Origin of the sequence: Pseudomonas sp. FSL W7-0098 (assembly GCF_005930585.1) — a bacterium.
GTDB lineage: Bacteria > Pseudomonadota > Gammaproteobacteria > Pseudomonadales > Pseudomonadaceae > Aquipseudomonas > Aquipseudomonas bubulae.
This window is the reverse complement of record NZ_RXHW01000009.1, coordinates 13,792-32,205: the sequence shown is the minus strand read 5'-3', so window position 1 is coordinate 32,205 and position 18,414 is coordinate 13,792. Positions and strand designations below refer to the sequence as shown.

The 18,414-nt window shown below is 59.3% G+C and carries 13 protein-coding genes; 12 read left to right on the top strand and 1 reads right to left on the bottom strand.

From position 1 onward, the window contains the following. The first annotated feature begins 72 nt into the window (after positions 1–72). Entirely contained in the window at positions 73–2,010 is a 1,938-nt protein-coding gene (locus tag FHL07_RS17035; RefSeq protein ID WP_138738724.1) for a RecQ family ATP-dependent DNA helicase, read from the top strand. Between the two features lie 119 nt (positions 2,011–2,129). Here the strand turns inward: FHL07_RS17035 and FHL07_RS17030 are convergent, their stop codons facing one another. Continuing rightward, positions 2,130–3,494, bottom strand: coding sequence for a formimidoylglutamate deiminase (locus FHL07_RS17030; protein WP_095031392.1), 1,365 nt, complete (start codon positions 3,492–3,494; stop codon positions 2,130–2,132). A 145-nt stretch (positions 3,495–3,639) separates the two neighbouring features. On the opposite strand from FHL07_RS17030, the gene hutC reads away from it, so the two are divergent. The 11 genes from hutC to mdoH all read left to right on the top strand — a co-directional run bounded on the left by hutC (position 3,640) and on the right by mdoH (position 18,276). After that, on the top strand, positions 3,640–4,350 hold the full coding sequence (hutC, locus tag FHL07_RS17025; RefSeq protein WP_153326946.1) for a histidine utilization repressor: 711 nt from the start codon (positions 3,640–3,642) through the stop codon (positions 4,348–4,350). Further along, positions 4,347–4,925 (top strand): HutD/Ves family protein, encoded by a 579-nt coding sequence (locus FHL07_RS17020; RefSeq protein WP_095000816.1) that lies wholly within the window; start codon positions 4,347–4,349, stop codon positions 4,923–4,925. The genes hutC and FHL07_RS17020 overlap by 4 nt, the downstream gene beginning before the upstream one ends. A gap of 354 nt (positions 4,926–5,279) precedes the next feature. Beyond that, on the top strand, positions 5,280–6,977 hold the full coding sequence (hutU, locus tag FHL07_RS17015; RefSeq protein WP_138738723.1) for a urocanate hydratase: 1,698 nt from the start codon (positions 5,280–5,282) through the stop codon (positions 6,975–6,977). Positions 6,978–7,094: 117 nt separating this feature from the next. Next, positions 7,095–8,627: a histidine ammonia-lyase gene (hutH, locus tag FHL07_RS17010; RefSeq protein ID WP_138738722.1), complete on the top strand. Its 1,533-nt coding sequence runs from the start codon at positions 7,095–7,097 to the stop codon at positions 8,625–8,627. Between the two features lie 74 nt (positions 8,628–8,701). Beyond that, the gene (locus tag FHL07_RS17005; protein ID WP_095017738.1) at positions 8,702–10,105 is read left to right on the top strand and encodes an amino acid permease; all 1,404 of its coding nucleotides are present in this window, start codon (positions 8,702–8,704) and stop codon (positions 10,103–10,105) included. 27 nt (positions 10,106–10,132) lie between these two features. Beyond that, entirely contained in the window at positions 10,133–11,338 is a 1,206-nt protein-coding gene (gene hutI, locus FHL07_RS17000) for an imidazolonepropionase (protein ID WP_138738721.1), read from the top strand. Between the two features lie 10 nt (positions 11,339–11,348). Next, the gene (hutG, locus tag FHL07_RS16995; protein ID WP_138738720.1) at positions 11,349–12,143 is read left to right on the top strand and encodes an N-formylglutamate deformylase; all 795 of its coding nucleotides are present in this window, start codon (positions 11,349–11,351) and stop codon (positions 12,141–12,143) included. A 220-nt stretch (positions 12,144–12,363) separates the two neighbouring features. Next, positions 12,364–13,335 (top strand): prolyl aminopeptidase, encoded by a 972-nt coding sequence (gene pip / locus FHL07_RS16990; RefSeq protein ID WP_095000822.1) that lies wholly within the window; start codon positions 12,364–12,366, stop codon positions 13,333–13,335. Then, positions 13,332–13,769, top strand: coding sequence for a D-aminoacyl-tRNA deacylase (dtd, locus tag FHL07_RS16985; RefSeq protein WP_095000823.1), 438 nt, complete (start codon positions 13,332–13,334; stop codon positions 13,767–13,769). The genes pip and dtd overlap by 4 nt, the downstream gene beginning before the upstream one ends. 231 nt (positions 13,770–14,000) lie before the next feature. Next, positions 14,001–15,731, top strand: a complete 1,731-nt coding sequence (locus FHL07_RS16980; RefSeq protein WP_138738719.1) for a glucan biosynthesis protein — start codon at positions 14,001–14,003, stop codon at positions 15,729–15,731. Further along, positions 15,724–18,276: a glucans biosynthesis glucosyltransferase MdoH gene (gene mdoH, locus FHL07_RS16975; RefSeq protein WP_095017735.1), complete on the top strand. Its 2,553-nt coding sequence runs from the start codon at positions 15,724–15,726 to the stop codon at positions 18,274–18,276. The genes FHL07_RS16980 and mdoH overlap by 8 nt, the downstream gene beginning before the upstream one ends. Positions 18,277–18,414: the final 138 nt, after the last annotated feature.

The window sequence follows — 18,414 nt, the reverse complement described above, 5'->3', positions numbered from 1 at the left end:
CAACCTTTTCTCGATCGTCTGCAAACTTGGCGTTAAAGTTTTGCGCGTGTGGCGGTCAATGGAGTGACAGTGATGTACAACACCCTGGAACAGGTTTTCGGTTATCCACAATTTCGTGCCGGGCAAGAGGCGGTGGTCAGTGCTGTTTTGGCCGGGCGTTCGGCGGCAGCGATTTTCCCCACGGGCTCGGGCAAGTCGTTGTGTTATCAACTGCCGGCGCTGCTGTTGCCCCACCTGACGCTGGTGGTTTCGCCGCTGTTGGCTCTTATGCAGGACCAACTGGCTTTTTTGCAGCGCCACGGCATTGCCGCCGCCAGTATTGATTCCGCGCAAAGTCGTGAGGACGCCAGTGCCGTGATGGCCCGGGCCAAAGCGGGCGAATTGAAGATCCTGATGATTTCGGTCGAGCGCTTGAAAAACGAGCGCTTCCGTAACTTTTTGCAGCAAGTACCGATTTCACTGCTGGTGGTGGATGAAGCCCACTGTATTTCTGAATGGGGGCATAACTTTCGCCCTGATTATCTGAAACTTCCAGACTACCAGCGCCAGTTCAATATCCCCCAAGCCTTGCTGCTTACAGCGACCGCCACGCCCAATGTGATCGCGGACATGCAGGCCAAGTTCGCGATTGCCGAGACGGATGTGATCACCACCGGCTTCTATCGCGCCAACCTCAACCTGTGGGTTGAGCCGGTCAGCGGCGCGGCAAAGCGCCAGCGCCTGGTGCAGTGGATGAACGGGCGCATCGGCCAGCCGAGCATCGTCTATGTCACATTGCAACGGACCGCCGAGCAGATTGCCGAGCACCTCAGCCAGCACGGTATCAGTGCCAATGCTTATCACGCCGGTTTGCCCCATGAGCAGCGCGAGGGCATTCAGCGCCAGTTCATGGGCGGGCAGCTGAACTGCATCGTCGCCACCATCGCCTTCGGGATGGGTATCGATAAAAGCGATATCCGCAATGTGGTGCATTTCGACCTGCCCAAATCGATTGAAAACTATAGCCAGGAAATCGGTCGCGCCGGGCGTGATGGCCAGCCCTCCGACTGTCTGGTGCTGGCCAACCGCGACAGCCTTAACGTGCTGGAAAACTTTGTGTATGGCGACACGCCCGAGCTTGCGGGTATTCGCTGTGTACTTGAGGAGTTGCGTGGGGCAATACCTGAAGGGCAGTGGGAATTTATGCTGCTGCCGTTGTCCGATCAGAGCAATATTCGTCAGCTACCACTTAAAACCTTGCTGGTGCAGCTGGAGTTGCGCGGCTTGATAGCACCGCGCTATGCCTACTTTGCCGAGTATCGTTTCAAATTCCTGATCGAGCCCGAGGTATTACTGGCCAAATTCGAAGGTGAACGTCAGCAATTTGTCTCGGCCATCATTCAGACCTCCACCCGCGCCAGAACCTGGGCCACGGTAAATTTCGACACCCTGTACGGGCAGCATCAGGCCGATCGCAATCGGGTGGTCAAGGCGCTGGATTATTTTCAGGAGAAGGGTTGGATCGAGCTTGAAAGCAAGCAGATGAGCGAGGTCTACAGCCTGCTGGTGAGCGATTTTGATGCCGAGGCATTAAGCCAGGAGCTGCATGCTTACTTCTGTGCCCACGAGAGCGGCGAGATCAAGCGGATTCACGCAATGCTGGCGCTGTTTGCCAGTGATACCTGTCTGAGCTACCGACTGGCCCGGTATTTTGGCGATGACCAGGCACCTCGGCAGTGCGGGCATTGCTCGGTATGCGCAGGGCAGGTGGCGCGTTTACCGGAGGCCCCCGCGCTGGCGCCGCTTGTGGATAAAAACGTTGAAGTACTGTGTGGCGTATTTATCCACAGGCATCAGGAATACGCAGGAAGTTATCCCCCGGCAGAACGCCTGACCCGGTTTTTATGCGGGATCAGTGTGCCGATGTTCACCAAGATGAAAGCGCGGGCCATTCCGGGGTTTGCAGCGTTGGAAAATTATCCCTATGCCGAGGTTCGCGATTGGGCTGCGAAGCATCTGAACGGTCTGTAATCCAACTACCTGTGGGTGTTGTGGGAGCGGGCTTGCTCGCGATTGGATCGCCGTGGTTTGACAGATAGACCGCGTCGTAGCCATCGCGAGCAAGCCCGCTCCCACAAGGTGTTATGCACCTACCCCAACAACTCGCGTAGCACACGGGTGAAGTTGCGGCAGCTGGCCTCTTCATCGGCATGATGCCCGTCGCGAACTACCCATTGGCCGTTAACCATCACGTTGCGTATCTGGCGGTCGCCGCCGGCAAACAACCAGCGGTTTAGAATGGCGTCGTCCTGTGCGGTGGCCAGGTACGGGTCGTTGCCGTCAAGCACCAGCCAGTCGGCGCGTTGACCAACGGCCAAGCCAGCGACTGCTTGCCCCATCGCTTGTGCACCACCCGCCAGGGCGGCGTCGTACAGCGTACGCCCGACCATCGGCTGATCACTGCGATACATCCGGTTGCGGCGTTGGTCGCGCAAACGTTGGCCGTACTCCAGCCAGCGCAGTTCCTCGACCACGCTCAGTGACACATGGCTGTCCGAACCGATGCCCATGCGCCCGCCTTGAGCGAGGTAATCCACCGCCGGGAAAATACCGTCACCCAGATTGGCTTCAGTGGTCAGGCACAATCCGGCGACGGCCTTGCTCTGCGCCATCAGTTGAACTTCGTCTGCGTTGGCGTGGGTGGCATGCACCAGGCACCAGCGCGAATCGACTTCGACATTGTCATATAGCCACTGGATCGGACGCTTGCCGCTCCAGCTCAGGCAGTCGTCGACTTCCTTTTGTTGCTCGGCAATATGGATATGCACCGGGCAGGTTGTGTCGCTGGCGCCCAGCACTGCGTTTATTTGCCCGGGAGTAACGGCGCGTAACGAGTGAAAACACAGCCCCAGGGTCTGCGCTGGCTGTTGCGCCAGTAGCGGCTTGAGCTGTTGCTGCAATTTGAGGTATTGCTCGGTGCTGTTGATAAACCGCCGCTGACCGTCGTTGGGTGCCTGGCCGCCAAAACCCGAGTGGCTATAAAGTACCGGCAGCAACGTCAGGCCAATGCCGGTGGAGCGTGCAGCTTCGCTAATTCGCAGTGCCAGCTCAGCCGGGTTGGTATAGGGCTGCCCTGACAGATCGTGATGGACATAATGGAATTCCGCCACCGAGGTGTAACCGGCCTTGAGCATCTCGATGTACAACTGACGGGCAATGACGCCGAGTTGTTCAGGCCTGATTTTTCCGACGAGCCGATACATCAAGTCGCGCCACGTCCAGAAGCTGTCATTGGGGTTGCCCGCCACTTCGGCCAAACCGGCCATGGCCCGCTGGAACGCGTGAGAGTGCAGGTTCGGCATGCCCGGCAACAGCGGGCCGCTCAAACGTTCTGCCCCGTGCGCGTCGGCATTGGCTGTAATTTGTGTCAGGCGACCATCGGCACCCACCTCGATTCGGACATTGGCAGACCAGCCAGTCGGTAGCAGGGCGCGCTCGGCAAAGAAGACAGACATCGGTTCGGTACCCCAAAGCTTGTTATTTGTATATACATATACAGACGTTTGCCTGCCCGGTAAACTCCGGCAAGCTACGCCCTTTACTCATGAACAAGGATTGCCTGTGTCGACTCCGCCTGTCGTGTCCCCGCTGGCCGCCCACATGGGCGACAGCCCGGCCCCGCTTTACGCCCGCGTAAAGCAAATGATCACTCAACAGATCCAGAGTGGAAACTGGCCGCCGCATTACCGTGTGCCATCTGAAAGCGAACTGGTGACCCAGCTGGGTTTCAGCCGCATGACCATCAACCGTGCGCTGCGTGAAATGACCGCCGACGGCTTGCTGGTGCGCATGCAGGGTGTCGGTACCTTTGTGGCCGAGCCCAAGACACAGTCCGCGCTGTTTGAAGTCAACAACATCGCTGATGAAATTGCTGCCCGCGGGCACACTCACACCTGCAAGGTCATCAGCCTGGGTGAAGAAATGGCCGGCTCGGAACGCGCCGCCGTGCTCGATATGCGTGAAGGGCAAAAGGTCTTTCATTCCCTGATCGTGCATTACGAAAACGGGATTGCCGTGCAAATTGAAGACCGTTTCGTGAATGCACAGGTGGCGCCGGACTACCTCAAGCAGGATTTCACCCTGCAAACACCGTATGCCTATTTGTCTCAGGTCGCACCGCTGACCGAAGGCGAGCATGTGGTCGAAGCGATTCTGGCTGACCCCAAAGAGTGCAAGTTGCTGCAAATCGAGCCAGGCGAGCCGTGCCTGCTGATTCGCCGCCGCACCTGGTCGGGCCGTCAGCCTGTGACCGCCGCCCGGCTGATCCACCCCGGTTCCCGTCATCGTCTTGAAGGACGCTTCAATAAATGAGCCAGCCCGTTGTTTTACGTGCCGTCGATTATCCACGCATGCCGTGGAAAAACGGCGGCGGCAGCACTGAAGAAATCACCCGTGACGCAGGTGAAGGCCTTGTCGGTTTTGGCTGGCGCCTGTCGATTGCCGATATTGGCGAATCAGGCGGCTTTTCGCGTTTTGAGGGTTATCAGCGGATTATCAGCGTGCTGCAAGGCGCGGGCATGAACTTGCAAGTTGACGGGGCGAGCACGCGGGCACTGTTACCCTTTGATGCATTTGCGTTCAAGGGTGAAAGCACCGTCTCCTGCACCCTGATTGATGGGCCGATCCGTGACTTCAACCTGATCTACGCCCCGCAGCGCTACGCAGCACGTCTGCAATGGCTGGATGCAACCGTGCCGCAACGCCTGTTCAGTTCGGCGCAGACCGTATTGGTGTTCAGTGCGGGCGAGCAGGTGCATGTTGGCCTGGGTAACACCTGCCATGAACACCTGGGCCGCTACGACTGCCTGCAACTAAGCGGCAATCGCGAGTTGCTGGAAATCACGCTAACCGGGCTGTGTTGCGTGATTGAGTTGAGCGCGGTCTGACACCGTCCTGATCAGGTGGGGGCGGGCTTGCTCGCGATGCAGGTGACTCGGTTTATTGGCGGGTCGCAGTGATGCGATCGCGAGCAAGCCCGCTCCCACAGAACACATGCGTTACCAAACGCCCCAAATCAGCGCACACATCTACTTCAGTAACACCCCTCGCTAATTTCTCCCTCTTCACCAAGAACCTTCTCTTGCGGTTGCGCACCTTTATTTCCGTGGCTTGCAGCTTTTTCATCAGGAAAATTTTCAGATTGGCCGCTAACTTGCATATGCTTGTATGTACAAGTACATAAGTGTGCGTCGATCCTCTTCTCACACCCGACGCATCTGCCCAACGCTGAGGAGTTACCCGTGACTTCAACTACCCCAAAATCGCCTGCCGAGTTCACCCGTCACCGTGATGGTGAGATCCGCGCCGCCCGCGGCACCCAGCTCACTGCCAAAAGCTGGATGACCGAAGCACCCCTGCGGATGCTGATGAACAACCTCGACCCGCAAGTGGCCGAGAACCCGACTGAACTGGTGGTGTATGGCGGTATTGGCCGGGCAGCGCGCAACTGGGAGTGCTACGACAAAATCGTCGAAAGCCTGACCAACCTAAACGATGACGAAACCCTGCTGGTGCAATCGGGCAAGCCGGTCGGCGTGTTCAAAACCCACAGCAACGCGCCACGGGTACTGATCGCCAACTCCAACCTGGTACCGCACTGGGCCACCTGGGAGCACTTCAACGAACTCGACGCCAAGGGCCTGGCCATGTACGGCCAGATGACCGCCGGCAGCTGGATCTACATCGGCAGCCAGGGCATCGTCCAGGGCACCTACGAAACCTTCGTCGAGGCCGGTCGCCAGCACTACAACGGCAGCCTGGTCGGCAAGTGGGTACTGACCGCAGGCCTGGGCGGCATGGGCGGCGCCCAACCACTGGCAGCAACTCTGGCCGGTGCCTGCTCGCTGAACATCGAATGCCAGCAAAGCCGTATCGATTTCCGTCTGGCCACCCGTTATGTCGACGAGCAAGCCGCGGACCTGGATGACGCACTGGCGCGTATTGCCAAATACACCGCTGAAGGCAAAGCGATTTCCATTGCCCTGTGCGGCAACGCTGCTGAACTGCTGCCAGAAATGGTTCGCCGTGGTGTGCGCCCGGACATGGTCACCGACCAGACCAGCGCCCACGACCCGCTGAATGGCTACCTGCCAAAAGGCTGGACCTGGGAGCAGTACCGCGACCGCGCCGTGACCGATCCGGCTGCTGTGATCAAAGCTGCCAAAGCGTCAATGGGTGAGCACGTTGAAGCGATGCTGGCATTCCAGAAAGCTGGCGTGCCGACCTTCGACTACGGCAACAACATCCGTCAGATGGCTAAAGAAGTTGGCGTAGAAAACGCCTTCGACTTCCCGGGTTTTGTCCCTGCTTATATCCGCCCACTGTTCTGCCGTGGTGTAGGGCCGTTCCGCTGGGTCGCGCTGTCGGGGGATGCCGAAGATATCTACAAGACCGATGCCAAGGTCAAGGAGCTGATCGCCGACGACGCTCACCTGCACAACTGGCTGGACATGGCGCGCGAGCGCATCAGCTTCCAGGGGCTGCCGGCACGTATCTGCTGGGTCGGCCTGGGCCAGCGTGCCAAGCTGGGCCTGGCGTTCAACGAAATGGTGCGCAGCGGCGAGCTGAAGGCCCCGATCGTGATCGGCCGCGACCACCTGGACTCCGGCTCGGTATCCAGCCCGAACCGCGAAACCGAAGCCATGCAGGACGGTTCGGATGCCGTGTCCGACTGGCCACTGCTCAATGCCTTGCTCAATACTGCCAGCGGCGCGACCTGGGTGTCGCTGCACCACGGCGGCGGCGTCGGCATGGGCTTCTCCCAGCATTCGGGCATGGTGATCGTGTGTGACGGTACCGACGAAGCGGCTGAGCGCATCGCCCGTGTCCTGCACAACGACCCGGCCACCGGTGTAATGCGTCACGCCGATGCCGGTTACGACATCGCCATCGATTGCGCCAACGAGCAGGGCCTGAACCTGCCGATGATCAACGGCTGACCTCTGGTCTCCCGTGGGAGCGAGCCTGCTCGCGAACGGCCTTCGCGAGCAGGCTCGCTCCCACATGGTTGTTAAAGATTTCTATAATTTCGGTAACACGCGTGAAGGAGTATTAACGTGCTTGAGTTAAACCTGATCCCCGGCCAACTGAGCCTTGCCCAACTGCGTGACATTTATCAGCAGCCGGTTACCCTCAGCCTGGACGCGAGCGCCTCGGCGCAGATCGATGCCAGCGTGGCGTGCGTTGAGCAGATCCTTGCCGATAACCGCACCACCTACGGTATCAATACAGGTTTTGGCTTGTTGGCTTCGACCAAAATCGCCAGTGAAGACCTGGAAAACCTCCAGCGTTCGCTGGTGCTGTCCCACGCCGCCGGTATCGGCGAACCGATCAGCGATGACCTGGTGCGCCTGATCATGGTGCTCAAGGTCAACAGCCTGAGCCGTGGTTTCTCCGGGATTCGTCGCGTGGTCATCGACGCATTGATCGCCCTGATCAATGCCGAGGTTTACCCGCATATTCCGCTCAAAGGTTCGGTGGGCGCATCGGGCGATCTGGCACCCCTGGCGCATATGTCCCTGGTGCTGCTGGGTGAAGGCAAGGCCCGTTACAAAGGCGAGTGGCTGGATGCCGTCACTGCCTTGAAACAAGCCGGTCTTGAGCCGCTGACCCTGGCTGCCAAGGAAGGCCTGGCCCTGCTTAACGGTACTCAAGTATCGACGGCCTACGCTCTGCGCGGTCTGTTTGAAGGCGAAGACCTGTTTGCCGCTGCGATGGCCTGTGGCGGCCTGACCGTTGAAGCCGTTCTGGGTTCGCGCTCGCCGTTCGACCCACGCATTCATGCTGCCCGCGGCCAACGCGGTCAAATCGACGCGGCGGCGATTTATCGCGATCTGCTGGGCACCAGCAGCGCAGTGTCCGAGTCGCACAAAAACTGCGACAAGGTACAAGACCCGTACTCCTTGCGCTGCCAGCCACAAGTCATGGGCGCCTGCCTGACCCAGTTCCGTCAGGCCGCCGAAGTGCTGGGCATTGAAGCCAACGCAGTGTCGGATAACCCGCTGGTATTTGCCGAACAGGGCGACGTGATCTCTGGCGGTAACTTCCACGCCGAACCAGTGGCGATGGCAGCCGACAACATGGCCCTGGCCATTGCCGAAATCGGTTCGCTGAGTGAGCGTCGCATCTCGTTGATGATGGACAAGCACATGTCGCAACTGCCGCCGTTCCTGGTGGCCAATGGCGGCGTCAACTCCGGTTTCATGATCGCCCAGGTGACGGCTGCGGCCCTGGCCAGCGAGAACAAGGCGTTGTCCCACCCGCATAGCGTGGACAGCATTCCTACCTCGGCCAACCAGGAAGACCACGTATCGATGGCGCCTTCTGCGGGCAAGCGTCTGTGGGAAATGGCCGAAAACGTTCGCGGTGTTCTGGCCATTGAATGGCTGGCCGCGTGCCAGGGCCTGGATCTGCGTGATGGCCTGAAAACGTCCGCCAAGCTGGAAATCGCTCGCACCACCCTGCGCAGCAAAGTCGCGCATTATGAAAAAGACCGTTTCTTCGCGCCGGACATCGAAATCGCCATGCAACTGCTGGCGTCCCGTTGCCTGAACGCACTGCTGCCTGCACACGTTCTGCCAAGCCTGTAATCCAAAAAAACGCAGAGGGCCTACGGGCTCTCTGCGTCTCTGTTTTCGCCGACAAAAATAATCAAGGACGCGAAATGCAAAACCAGACTCAAGGTTTGAAACGCGGGCTTTCCGCTCGCCACATCCGTTTCATGGCGCTGGGTTCAGCGATCGGGACGGGTCTTTTCTATGGTTCAGCTGCTGCCATCCAGATGGCTGGACCTGCTGTGCTGCTGGCTTACCTGATTGGTGGCGCGGCGGTCTTCATGGTCATGCGCGCACTGGGCGAAATGGCCGTGCACAATCCGGTGTCCGGTTCCTTCGGTCACTACGCCAGCACCTATCTGGGGCCCATGTCGGGCTTTATTCTCGGCTGGACCTATGCCTTCGAGATGATCATCGTGTGTCTGGCCGATGTCACCGCGTTCGGTATTTACATGGGCTTCTGGTTCCCGGAAGTGGCGCGCTGGATCTGGGTGCTGGGTATCGTGCTGCTGATTGGCGGCCTGAACCTGTGCAGCGTTAAAGTCTTCGGTGAAATGGAGTTCTGGCTGTCGCTGCTCAAGGTTGCTGCCATCGTGGCGATGATCCTGGCCGGCTTCGGCATCATGCTGTTTGGTATTGGCACCTCGGGCAGCTCCGATGCGGTGGCGACCGGCATCAGCAACCTGTGGTCCTTCGGCGGCTTCATGCCCAATGGCGTGGGCGGTTTGATCGCCTCGTTTGCCGTGGTGATGTTTGCCTTTGGCGGCATTGAAATCATTGGTATCACCGCTGGCGAAGCCAAAGACCCGCAGCGTGTGATCCCTAAAGCGATCAACGCGGTGCCGCTGCGCATTCTGCTGTTCTATGTACTGACTCTGTTTGTACTGATGGCCATTTACCCGTGGACTCAGATCGGCAGCCAGGGCAGCCCGTTTGTGCAGATCTTTGACAGTCTGGGTATCAGCTCGGCGGCCACCATCCTCAATATTGTGGTGATCTCGGCGGCAGTGTCGGCGATCAACAGCGACATCTTCGGTGCAGGCCGCATGATGTACGGGCTGGCCCAGCAAGGGCAGGCGCCCAAGGGCTTTGCCAAAATTTCCAGACACGGCGTGCCGTGGATGACCGTGCTGGTAATGGGCGCCACCTTGCTGGTGGGTGTGGTGCTTAACTACCTGATCCCGGAAAACATCTTTTTGGTAATCGCCTCGATTGCGACCTTTGCCACGGTATGGGTATGGCTGATGATTCTGGTCACCCAGGTGGCCATGCGTCGTTCCATGACCCGTGAACAAGTGGCCGAACTCAAGTTCCCGGTGCCGTTCTGGCCGTATGCGCCGATTGCCGCCATTGTGTTCATGGTGTTTATCTTCGGCGTACTGGGTTACTTCCCTGAGACACAAGCCGCGCTAATGGTAGGTGTGGTCTGGATTCTCATGCTGGTTGTGGCTTATCTGCTGTGGGTAAAACCTGCAGCGGGTCGGGCAATTGAAGTGGCTCCCGAGCTTTCCTGAGTTTTTGATCATTGACGGAGTGACGCGATGAAAACCCTTTGGCAGCACTGCAATGTCGCAACAATGGCCAACGGCACGTACTCGATCATCGAGGATGCCGCCCTCGTCACCCGTGACGGCTACATTGAGTGGCTTGGCCCGCGTCAGCAGTTGCCGACGGGCGAATATGGGCAAACCCACGGCCTTGAAGGCGCGTGGGTAACGCCGGGGCTTATCGATTGCCATACGCACACGGTGTTTGGCGGCAACCGCAGCGGTGAGTTCGAGCAGCGTCTGCAAGGCGTGAGCTATGCCGAAATCGCCGCGGCCGGAGGCGGTATTGCCAGCACTGTGCGTGCGACCCGCGCGGCCAGCGAGGACGAGTTGTTCGACAGTGCCCGTCAGCGTTTGCGGTGTTTGCTGCGCGATGGCGTGACCAGTGTCGAGATCAAGTCTGGTTATGGCCTGAGCCTGGAGAGTGAACGCAAAATTTTGCGGGTGATCCGCCGTCTTGGCGAAGCATTGCCGGTCACGGTGCGCAGCACCTGCCTGGCCGCCCATGCCTTGCCGCCGGAGTTCAAGGATCGCGCCGATGACTATATCGAGCATATCTGCAACGAGATGCTACCCGCGCTGGCAGCCGAAGGGCTGGTGGACGCTGTGGATGCGTTCTGCGAATACCTGGCGTTCTCACCGGCCCAGGTCGAGCGGGTGTTCAAGGTAGCGCAGCAATTGGGCCTGCCGGTCAAATTGCACGCCGAGCAGCTGTCTTCATTGCATGGCTCCAGCTTGGCGGCGCGCTATCAGGCGCTGTCGGCCGATCATCTGGAATTCATGACCGAAGAAGACGCCATTGCCATGGCCGCCTCCGGCACCGTGGCCGTGCTCTTGCCTGGTGCGTTTTACTTCTTGCGTGAAACCCAGTTGCCGCCGATGGAGGCCCTGCGCAAGCACGGGGTAAAAATCGTCATTGCCAGTGACCTCAACCCGGGAACCTCGCCGGGACTGTCGTTGCGCCTGATGCTGAACATGGCCTGCACCCTGTTCCGTATGACCCCCGAAGAAGCCCTGGCCGGGGTCACCCTGCACGCGGCAACGGCATTGGGCATGGGCGAGACCCACGGCTCGCTTGAGCCCGGCAAGGTGGCCGACTTTGTCGCCTGGAACATTGATCGTCCGGCAGACCTGGCTTATTGGCTGGGCGGTGATCTGGACAAACGCGTCGTGCGTAGCGGCGTTGACGTAACGCTTTAGGAGAAAGCTTGTGGACAAGGTTCTGACATTCAAACAAGGCCGCGTGCCGTTGCTGATCAGCATGCCCCATGCTGGTCTGAAACTGACTCCGGCAGTCAAGGCCGGGCTGATCCCTGAGGCGCAAAGCCTGCCGGACACCGACTGGCATATCCCGCAGCTGTACGACTTTGCCAGCGAGCTGGGTGCCAGCACCCTGGCAGCCGAGTATTCGCGGTTTGTGATTGACCTCAATCGCCCGCAGGACGATGCGCCGATGTATGTGAGCGCCACCACAGGTTTGTTCCCGGCCACGCTATTTGATGGCGTGCCATTGTTTCGTGAAGGGCTGGTGCCTACGAAAGAGGAGCGTGCGACGTACCTGGAGCAGATCTGGAAACCCTATCACCAGACCTTGCAACAGGAACTCAAACGCATGAAAGACGAGTTTGGCTATGCGCTGCTGTTTGATGCGCATTCCATTCGTTCGCAAATCCCTCATCTGTTTGACGGCCGTCTGCCGGACTTCAATCTGGGCACCTTCAATGGTGCCAGTTGCGATCCGACGCTGGCCCGCGATCTTGAAGCCATTTGTGCCGAGCATCCAGCCTACAGTCATGTACTGAACGGACGCTTCAAGGGTGGCCATATCACCCGTCATTACGGCAGTCCGGTGGACAACATCCATGCTGTGCAACTGGAACTGGCGCAGTGCACCTATATGGAAGAGTTCGAGCCGTTCAACTATCGCGAAGACCTTGCGGCACCGACCCGGGTGGTACTCAAGCAATTGTTGGCGCGGATTATTGAGTGGGGCCGGGAACGTTAAGTCAAAAGCCCCTCACCCTAGCCCTCTCCCGGAGGGAGAGGGGACAGAGTGCGCGCGGCCTCAAGAACACCGACAATCAGCCCTCCTCGCCCTACAGGAGAGGGTTGGAGGCGCGCCACCGATCCAAACCCCATCCTTTTAGTAAGGGCATGCTCAATACCTCCAATCGGGTTTATGATGCCTGACGGCAATCTCTTTCGACCCCTCCCTGGAGTGCGTAATGCAGACCTTGTTCCCGCAGATCAAACCCTACGCCCGGCATGAACTGGCGGTCGATGGCCCGCATGTGCTCTACGTTGACGAGAGCGGTTCGCCAGACGGCCTGCCGGTGGTGTTTGTCCACGGCGGGCCGGGGTCGGGTTGCGATGCCAACAGCCGCTGCTATTTCGATCCGGGCCTGTATCGCATCATCACCTTTGATCAGCGCGGCTGTGGTCGCTCGACACCGCACGCCAGCCTGGACAGCAACACCACGTGGGATCTTGTCGCCGATATGGAGCGGATTCGCCTGTACCTGGGCATCGACAAGTGGGTGTTGTTCGGCGGTTCGTGGGGCTCGACCCTGTCACTGGCGTACGCGCAAAGCCATCCAGCGCAAGTACATGGCCTGATTTTGCGTGGGATCTTTCTGGCGCGGCCGCAGGAAATCGAATGGTTCTATCAGGCAGGGGCCAGCCGGATTTTCCCCGACTACTGGCAGGACTATATCGCGCCGATCCCTGAGGAAGAGCGTGACGACCTGATGAGTGCCTTTCACAAGCGCCTCACGGGCAACGACCAGATTGCCCAGATGCATGTGGCCAAGGCATGGTCGACCTGGGAAGGCCGCGCCGCCACCCTGCGGCCCAACCCGCAGGTGGTCGAGCGCTTCTGCGACCCGCACCGGGCATTGTCCATTGCCCGTATCGAATGCCACTACTTTATGAACAATGCGTTCCTTGAGCCCAATCAGCTGCTGCGGGACATGCACAAGATTGCCCACCTGCCGGCCGTGATCGTGCATGGCCGCTACGACATGATCTGCCCGCTGGATAACGCCTGGGAGCTGCACCAGGCCTGGCCGGGCAGTGAGCTGCAAATCATCCGTGAAGCCGGGCACGTCGCTTCCGAGCCCGGCATTACCGACGCCCTGGTGCGCGCCACCGAGCAAATGGCCCGTCGTCTGCTCAACTTGCAGCCTGACGAAGCATGAAGGGGCTGTTGCAGCGCGTCAGTGGCGCGCGGGTAGAGGTAGCGGGGGAGATTGTCGGTTCAATCGATCAGGGCTTGCTGGTGCTGGTTGCCGTCGAGCCCGGGGATACCGAAGCCAGCGCCGCCAAGTTGCTGCATAAGCTGCTCAACTATCGAGTATTCAGCGATGCCGAAGGCAAAATGAACCTGTCACTGGCCGATATCGGCGGCGGCTTGCTGCTGGTTTCGCAATTTACCCTGGCGGCAGACACCAAGAGCGGCCTGCGTCCGAGCTTTTCCACGGCAGCACCACCGGCATTGGCCGAGGCGTTGTTCAATCAGCTGCTTGAAGCGGCAAAACGACTTCACCCCAGCGTCGAATCGGGGCGTTTTGGCGCTGATATGCAGGTGCATTTGATCAATGATGGCCCTGTGACATTTTTGTTACAAACCTAAAACCCTGAAAAACCGTGTTTTCGTCTGAAAACAGGGGGTTTTAGCGAGAAATACTTGCTGACAGTAGATGCGTTGTAACGCGGGCTACTAGATAATCCTGCGCTACACAGAGACTAATCCGACACGTCCGGGGAATCATTTATTCCTTTGACGGTCGGAACAGTGCTCGCCAACCTGGCATTTAGATCGCTGGCCGTTGGTTTCATCATCTGTTTTCGGCGAGGTTTGCTCGTGATTGTTAGTCCATTAAATGCACCAAAAATGTCTGCCAAGCGGTTGCGTAACGCACTGGTGACGGGCTCTGCGCTCTTTTGCTTGTTCGGTGCGGGTCAACTGTGGGCATTCAGTCTGGATGACGTGGCGGCTGAGGCTAAAACCCTCGCCGAGCAGAAGTACCAAGCGCCGCGCAGCAATTTGCCAAAGGAATTCCGCGACATGAAGTTCGCGGACTACCAGAAAATCCAGTTCAACCGTGACAAGGCCCAGTGGGCGGGTGACAAAACCCCGTTCAAACTGTCCTTCTATCACCAGGGCATGCATTTCGACACGCCGGTGAAAATCAACGAAGTGACCGCCACCACGGTTGAAGAGATCAAGTACGACCCGAGCCGTTTCGACTTCGGTGACGTCAAGTTCGATCCTAAAGCCACCGAAAACCTCGGTTGGGCGGGTTTCCGCGTGCTGTATCCGATCAACAAGGCGGACAAACAGGACGAGATCATGACCATGCTCGGCGCGAGTTACTTCCGCGTTGTGGGCAAGGGCCAGATCTATGGTCTGTCGGCCCGTGGTATGGCGATCGACACGGCATTGCCGTCGGGCGAAGAGTTCCCGCGCTTCACCGAATTCTGGATCGAAAAACCCAAGCCTAACGACAAGCATCTGGTGATCTTCGCCCTGCTGGACTCGCCACGGGCTACCGGTGCTTACCGCTTTACCCTGCGCCCGGGCGTGGATACGGTAGTGGACGTCAAAGCGCAGATGTTCCTGCGTGACAAGGTCGGCAAGCTTGGCATCGCTCCGCTGACCAGCATGTACCTGTTTGGCGCCAACCAGCCGTCCAAGGTCCTCAACTACCGTCGCGAACTGCACGATTCGTCGGGCCTGGCCATTCACGCCGGTAACGGCGAGTGGATCTGGCGTCCGCTGAACAATCCGAAACACTTGTCGGTAAGCAACTTCGCCGTTGAAAACCCGCGTGGTTTCGGCTTGCTGCAACGTGGCCGTGATTTCAGCCACTACGAAGACCTGGATGACAACTACCATAAGCGTCCAAGCGCCTGGATCGAACCACAGGGCGACTGGGGCAAAGGCTCGGTTGACCTGGTAGAAATTCCAACCGCTGACGAAACCAACGACAACATTGTTGCTTTCTGGAGCCCGGACACCCTGCCGGAGCCGCTCAAGCCGTTTGATTTCGCTTATCGCCTGCACTGGACCATGGATGAAGCAGCTCTGCACCCGGCCGACAGCGCCTGGGCACAACAGACCCTGCGTTCGACCGGTGACGTCAAGCAATCCAACCTGATCCGCCAACCAGACGGCAGTGTGGCGTATCTGGTGGACTTCGAAGGCCCGTCCCTCAAGGCTCTGCCGGAAAATTCTGCTGTACGCAGCCAGGTCAGTGTGGGTGACAACGCCGAACTGGTTGAAAACAACGTGCGTTACAACCCTGAAACCAAGGGCTGGCGTTTGACCCTGCGGTTGAAAATCAAAGACCCGAGCAAGGCCACGGAAATGCGTGCAGCGCTGGTCCAGGACGTTGAGCCGGCTGCGGCCGCCAAAGCGGATAAGGCACCTGAGACCAAAGCCGAGAAAGCTGCGGCCAAGGCACAGGACAAGAAAGACCACGCAGCCAAGGACGCCAAGGCGCCTGAAGCGACCCCAGCCACTCCGGAGCCGGTCAAGACTGAAAAAGTGCTGACCGAGACCTGGAGCTACCAGTTGCCAGCCGATGAGTAATGCTCAGCCCCACCCGGCCTCGCTCAGCGAGTACCTGGCGCATTTACCACTGAGCGATGAGCAGCGCGCGGAACTGGCGAACTGCACCTCGTTCGCCGAGTTGCATGCGCGCTTGTCGGCGCAGAGCGACGTGGATGCTGCCGAGGCCGCTCAGGCTTCGGTGGGCACGCGTCTGAACCTGACTTCGGCGGCTGAACTTGAGGAAGCAGAAATGCTCGCCCTCGACGCCAGCGGCCGGGTCATGCTCAAGGCTACGCCGCCGATTCGCCGTACCAAGGTAGTGCCAGAGCCATGGCGCACCAATATCCTGGTGCGTGGCTGGCGGCGCCTGACCGGGCGCAGCAACCCGCCCAAGCCGGAAATCGACGAACGCGTCCTGCCCAAGGCCCGCTGGCGTACGGTGGGTTCGATCCGCCGCTACATCCTGCTGGTATTGATGCTCGGCCAGACCATCGTTGCGGGCTGGTACATGAAAGGCATCATGCCGTACCAGGGCTGGTCGTTCGTTGACCTTGAAGAAGTATTGCACCAGCCGTTGATGCAAACGGCCCAGCAAGTGCTGCCCTATGCCCTGCAAACCAGCATCCTGATCCTGTTCGGGATTCTGTTCTGTTGGGTGTCGGCGGGTTTCTGGACCGCCCTGATGGGCTTTCTGGAACTGCTGACCGGGCACGACAAATACCGTATTTCCGGCGCCAGCGCCGGTAATGAACCGATCCCGGAACAAGCGCGTACCGCGCTGGTGATGCCGATCTGCAACGAAGACGTCACCCGTGTATTCGCGGGTTTGCGCGCGACTTACGAGTCGGTGGCCGCTACCGGCGACCTGGACCGCTTCGACTTCTTCGTCCTCAGTGACAGCAACGACCCCGATATCTGCGTTGCCGAGCAACAGGCGTGGCTGGATGTATGCCGCGAAACCGAAGGCTTCGGGCGGATCTTCTACCGCCGTCGCCGCCGCCGTGTAAAACGTAAAAGCGGCAACCTCGACGACTTCTGCCGTCGCTGGGGCGGTGATTACAAGTACATGGTGGTGCTCGACGCAGACAGCGTGATGAGCGGTGAGTGCCTGACCAGCCTGGTACGCCTGATGGAAGCTACGCCGGACGCCGGTATCATCCAGACCGCGCCACGAGCCTCGGGCATGGACACGCTGTATGCGCGCATGCAGCAGTTCGCCACCCGTGTGTACGGCCCGCTGTTTACCGCCGGCTTGCACTTCTGGCAGTTGGGTGAATCCCACTACTGGGGTCACAACGCAATTATCCGCATGAAGCCGTTTATCGAGCACTGCGCCCTGGCGCCGCTGCCGGGCAAAGGCGCTTTTGCGGGCGCGATCCTGTCCCACGACTTCGTGGAAGCCGCGTTGATGCGACGTGCCGGTTGGGGGGTGTGGATTGCCTACGACTTGCCGGGCAGCTATGAAGAATTGCCGCCTAACCTGCTGGATGAACTCAAGCGTGACCGTCGCTGGTGCCACGGTAACCTGATGAACTTCCGCCTGTTTCTGGTCAAGGGTATGCACCCGGTGCACCGTGCGGTGTTTCTGACCGGGGTGATGTCGTACCTGTCGGCACCGTTGTGGTTCTTCTTCCTGCTGTTGTCGACGGCCCTGCTGGCGGTCAACACGCTGATGGAGCCACAGTACTTCCTGGAACCACGGCAGTTGTACCCGTTGTGGCCACAGTGGCACCCGGAAAAAGCCGTGGCGCTGTTTTCCACCACCATCGTCTTGTTGTTCCTGCCCAAGCTGCTGAGCATCATTCTGATCTGGGCCAAGGGTGCCAAAGAGTTCGGTGGCAAGTTCAAAGTAACGCTGTCGATGCTGCTTGAGATGCTCTTCTCGGTGCTGCTGGCACCGGTGCGCATGATCTTCCACACCCGCTTTGTACTGGCCGCGTTTCTGGGCTGGGCGGCGACCTGGAACTCGCCACAGCGTGACGACGACTCCACGCCGTGGAGCGAAGCCGTACGCCGTCATGGCCCGCAAACCCTGCTGGGTGCTGCATGGGCTGCATTGGTGCTGTGGTTGAACCCGAGCTTTTTGTGGTGGCTGGTACCGATTGTCGGTTCACTGATGTTGTCGATCCCGGTTTCCGTGATCTCCAGTCGGGTGAAACTGGGCCTCAAGACCCGTGACGAAAGCCTGTTCCTGATTCCTGAGGAATATGCGCCGCCCCGTGAGTTGTCGGCTACCGCCGAATACACCCATGAAAATCGCTACCATGCGCTGCATGACGGTTTTGTCCGGGCCGTGGTTGATCCGCAGCAGAACGCATTGGCCTGTGCTTTGGCGACCTCGCGTCACCGGGAAGCCGAGCCGATTGAGTGGTTGCGTACCGAGCGTGTGCGTCATGCACTCAAAGTCGGTCCAGAGGGCGTTACCAACAACGAGCGCATGCAGTTGTTGAGCGACCCGGTTGCCCTTGCACGCCTGCATGCGCTGGTGTGGAGCGAGGGGCACGAAGGCTGGCTGAACGCCTGGCGTGAGTCGGTTGCTGCCGACCCTCACGCACCGCTGTTGCCGTTGCAGCCTGCAGCTTGATCCTTCGTGAGCAACCCGTTTCCGCTTTAAGTGGGAGCGGGCTTGCTCGCGATTGCATCACCTCGTAATACCTGTTGCACCGCGTCGCTTGTATCGCGAGCAAGCCCGCTCCCACAGTGACTGTATCCCCCGGCCATT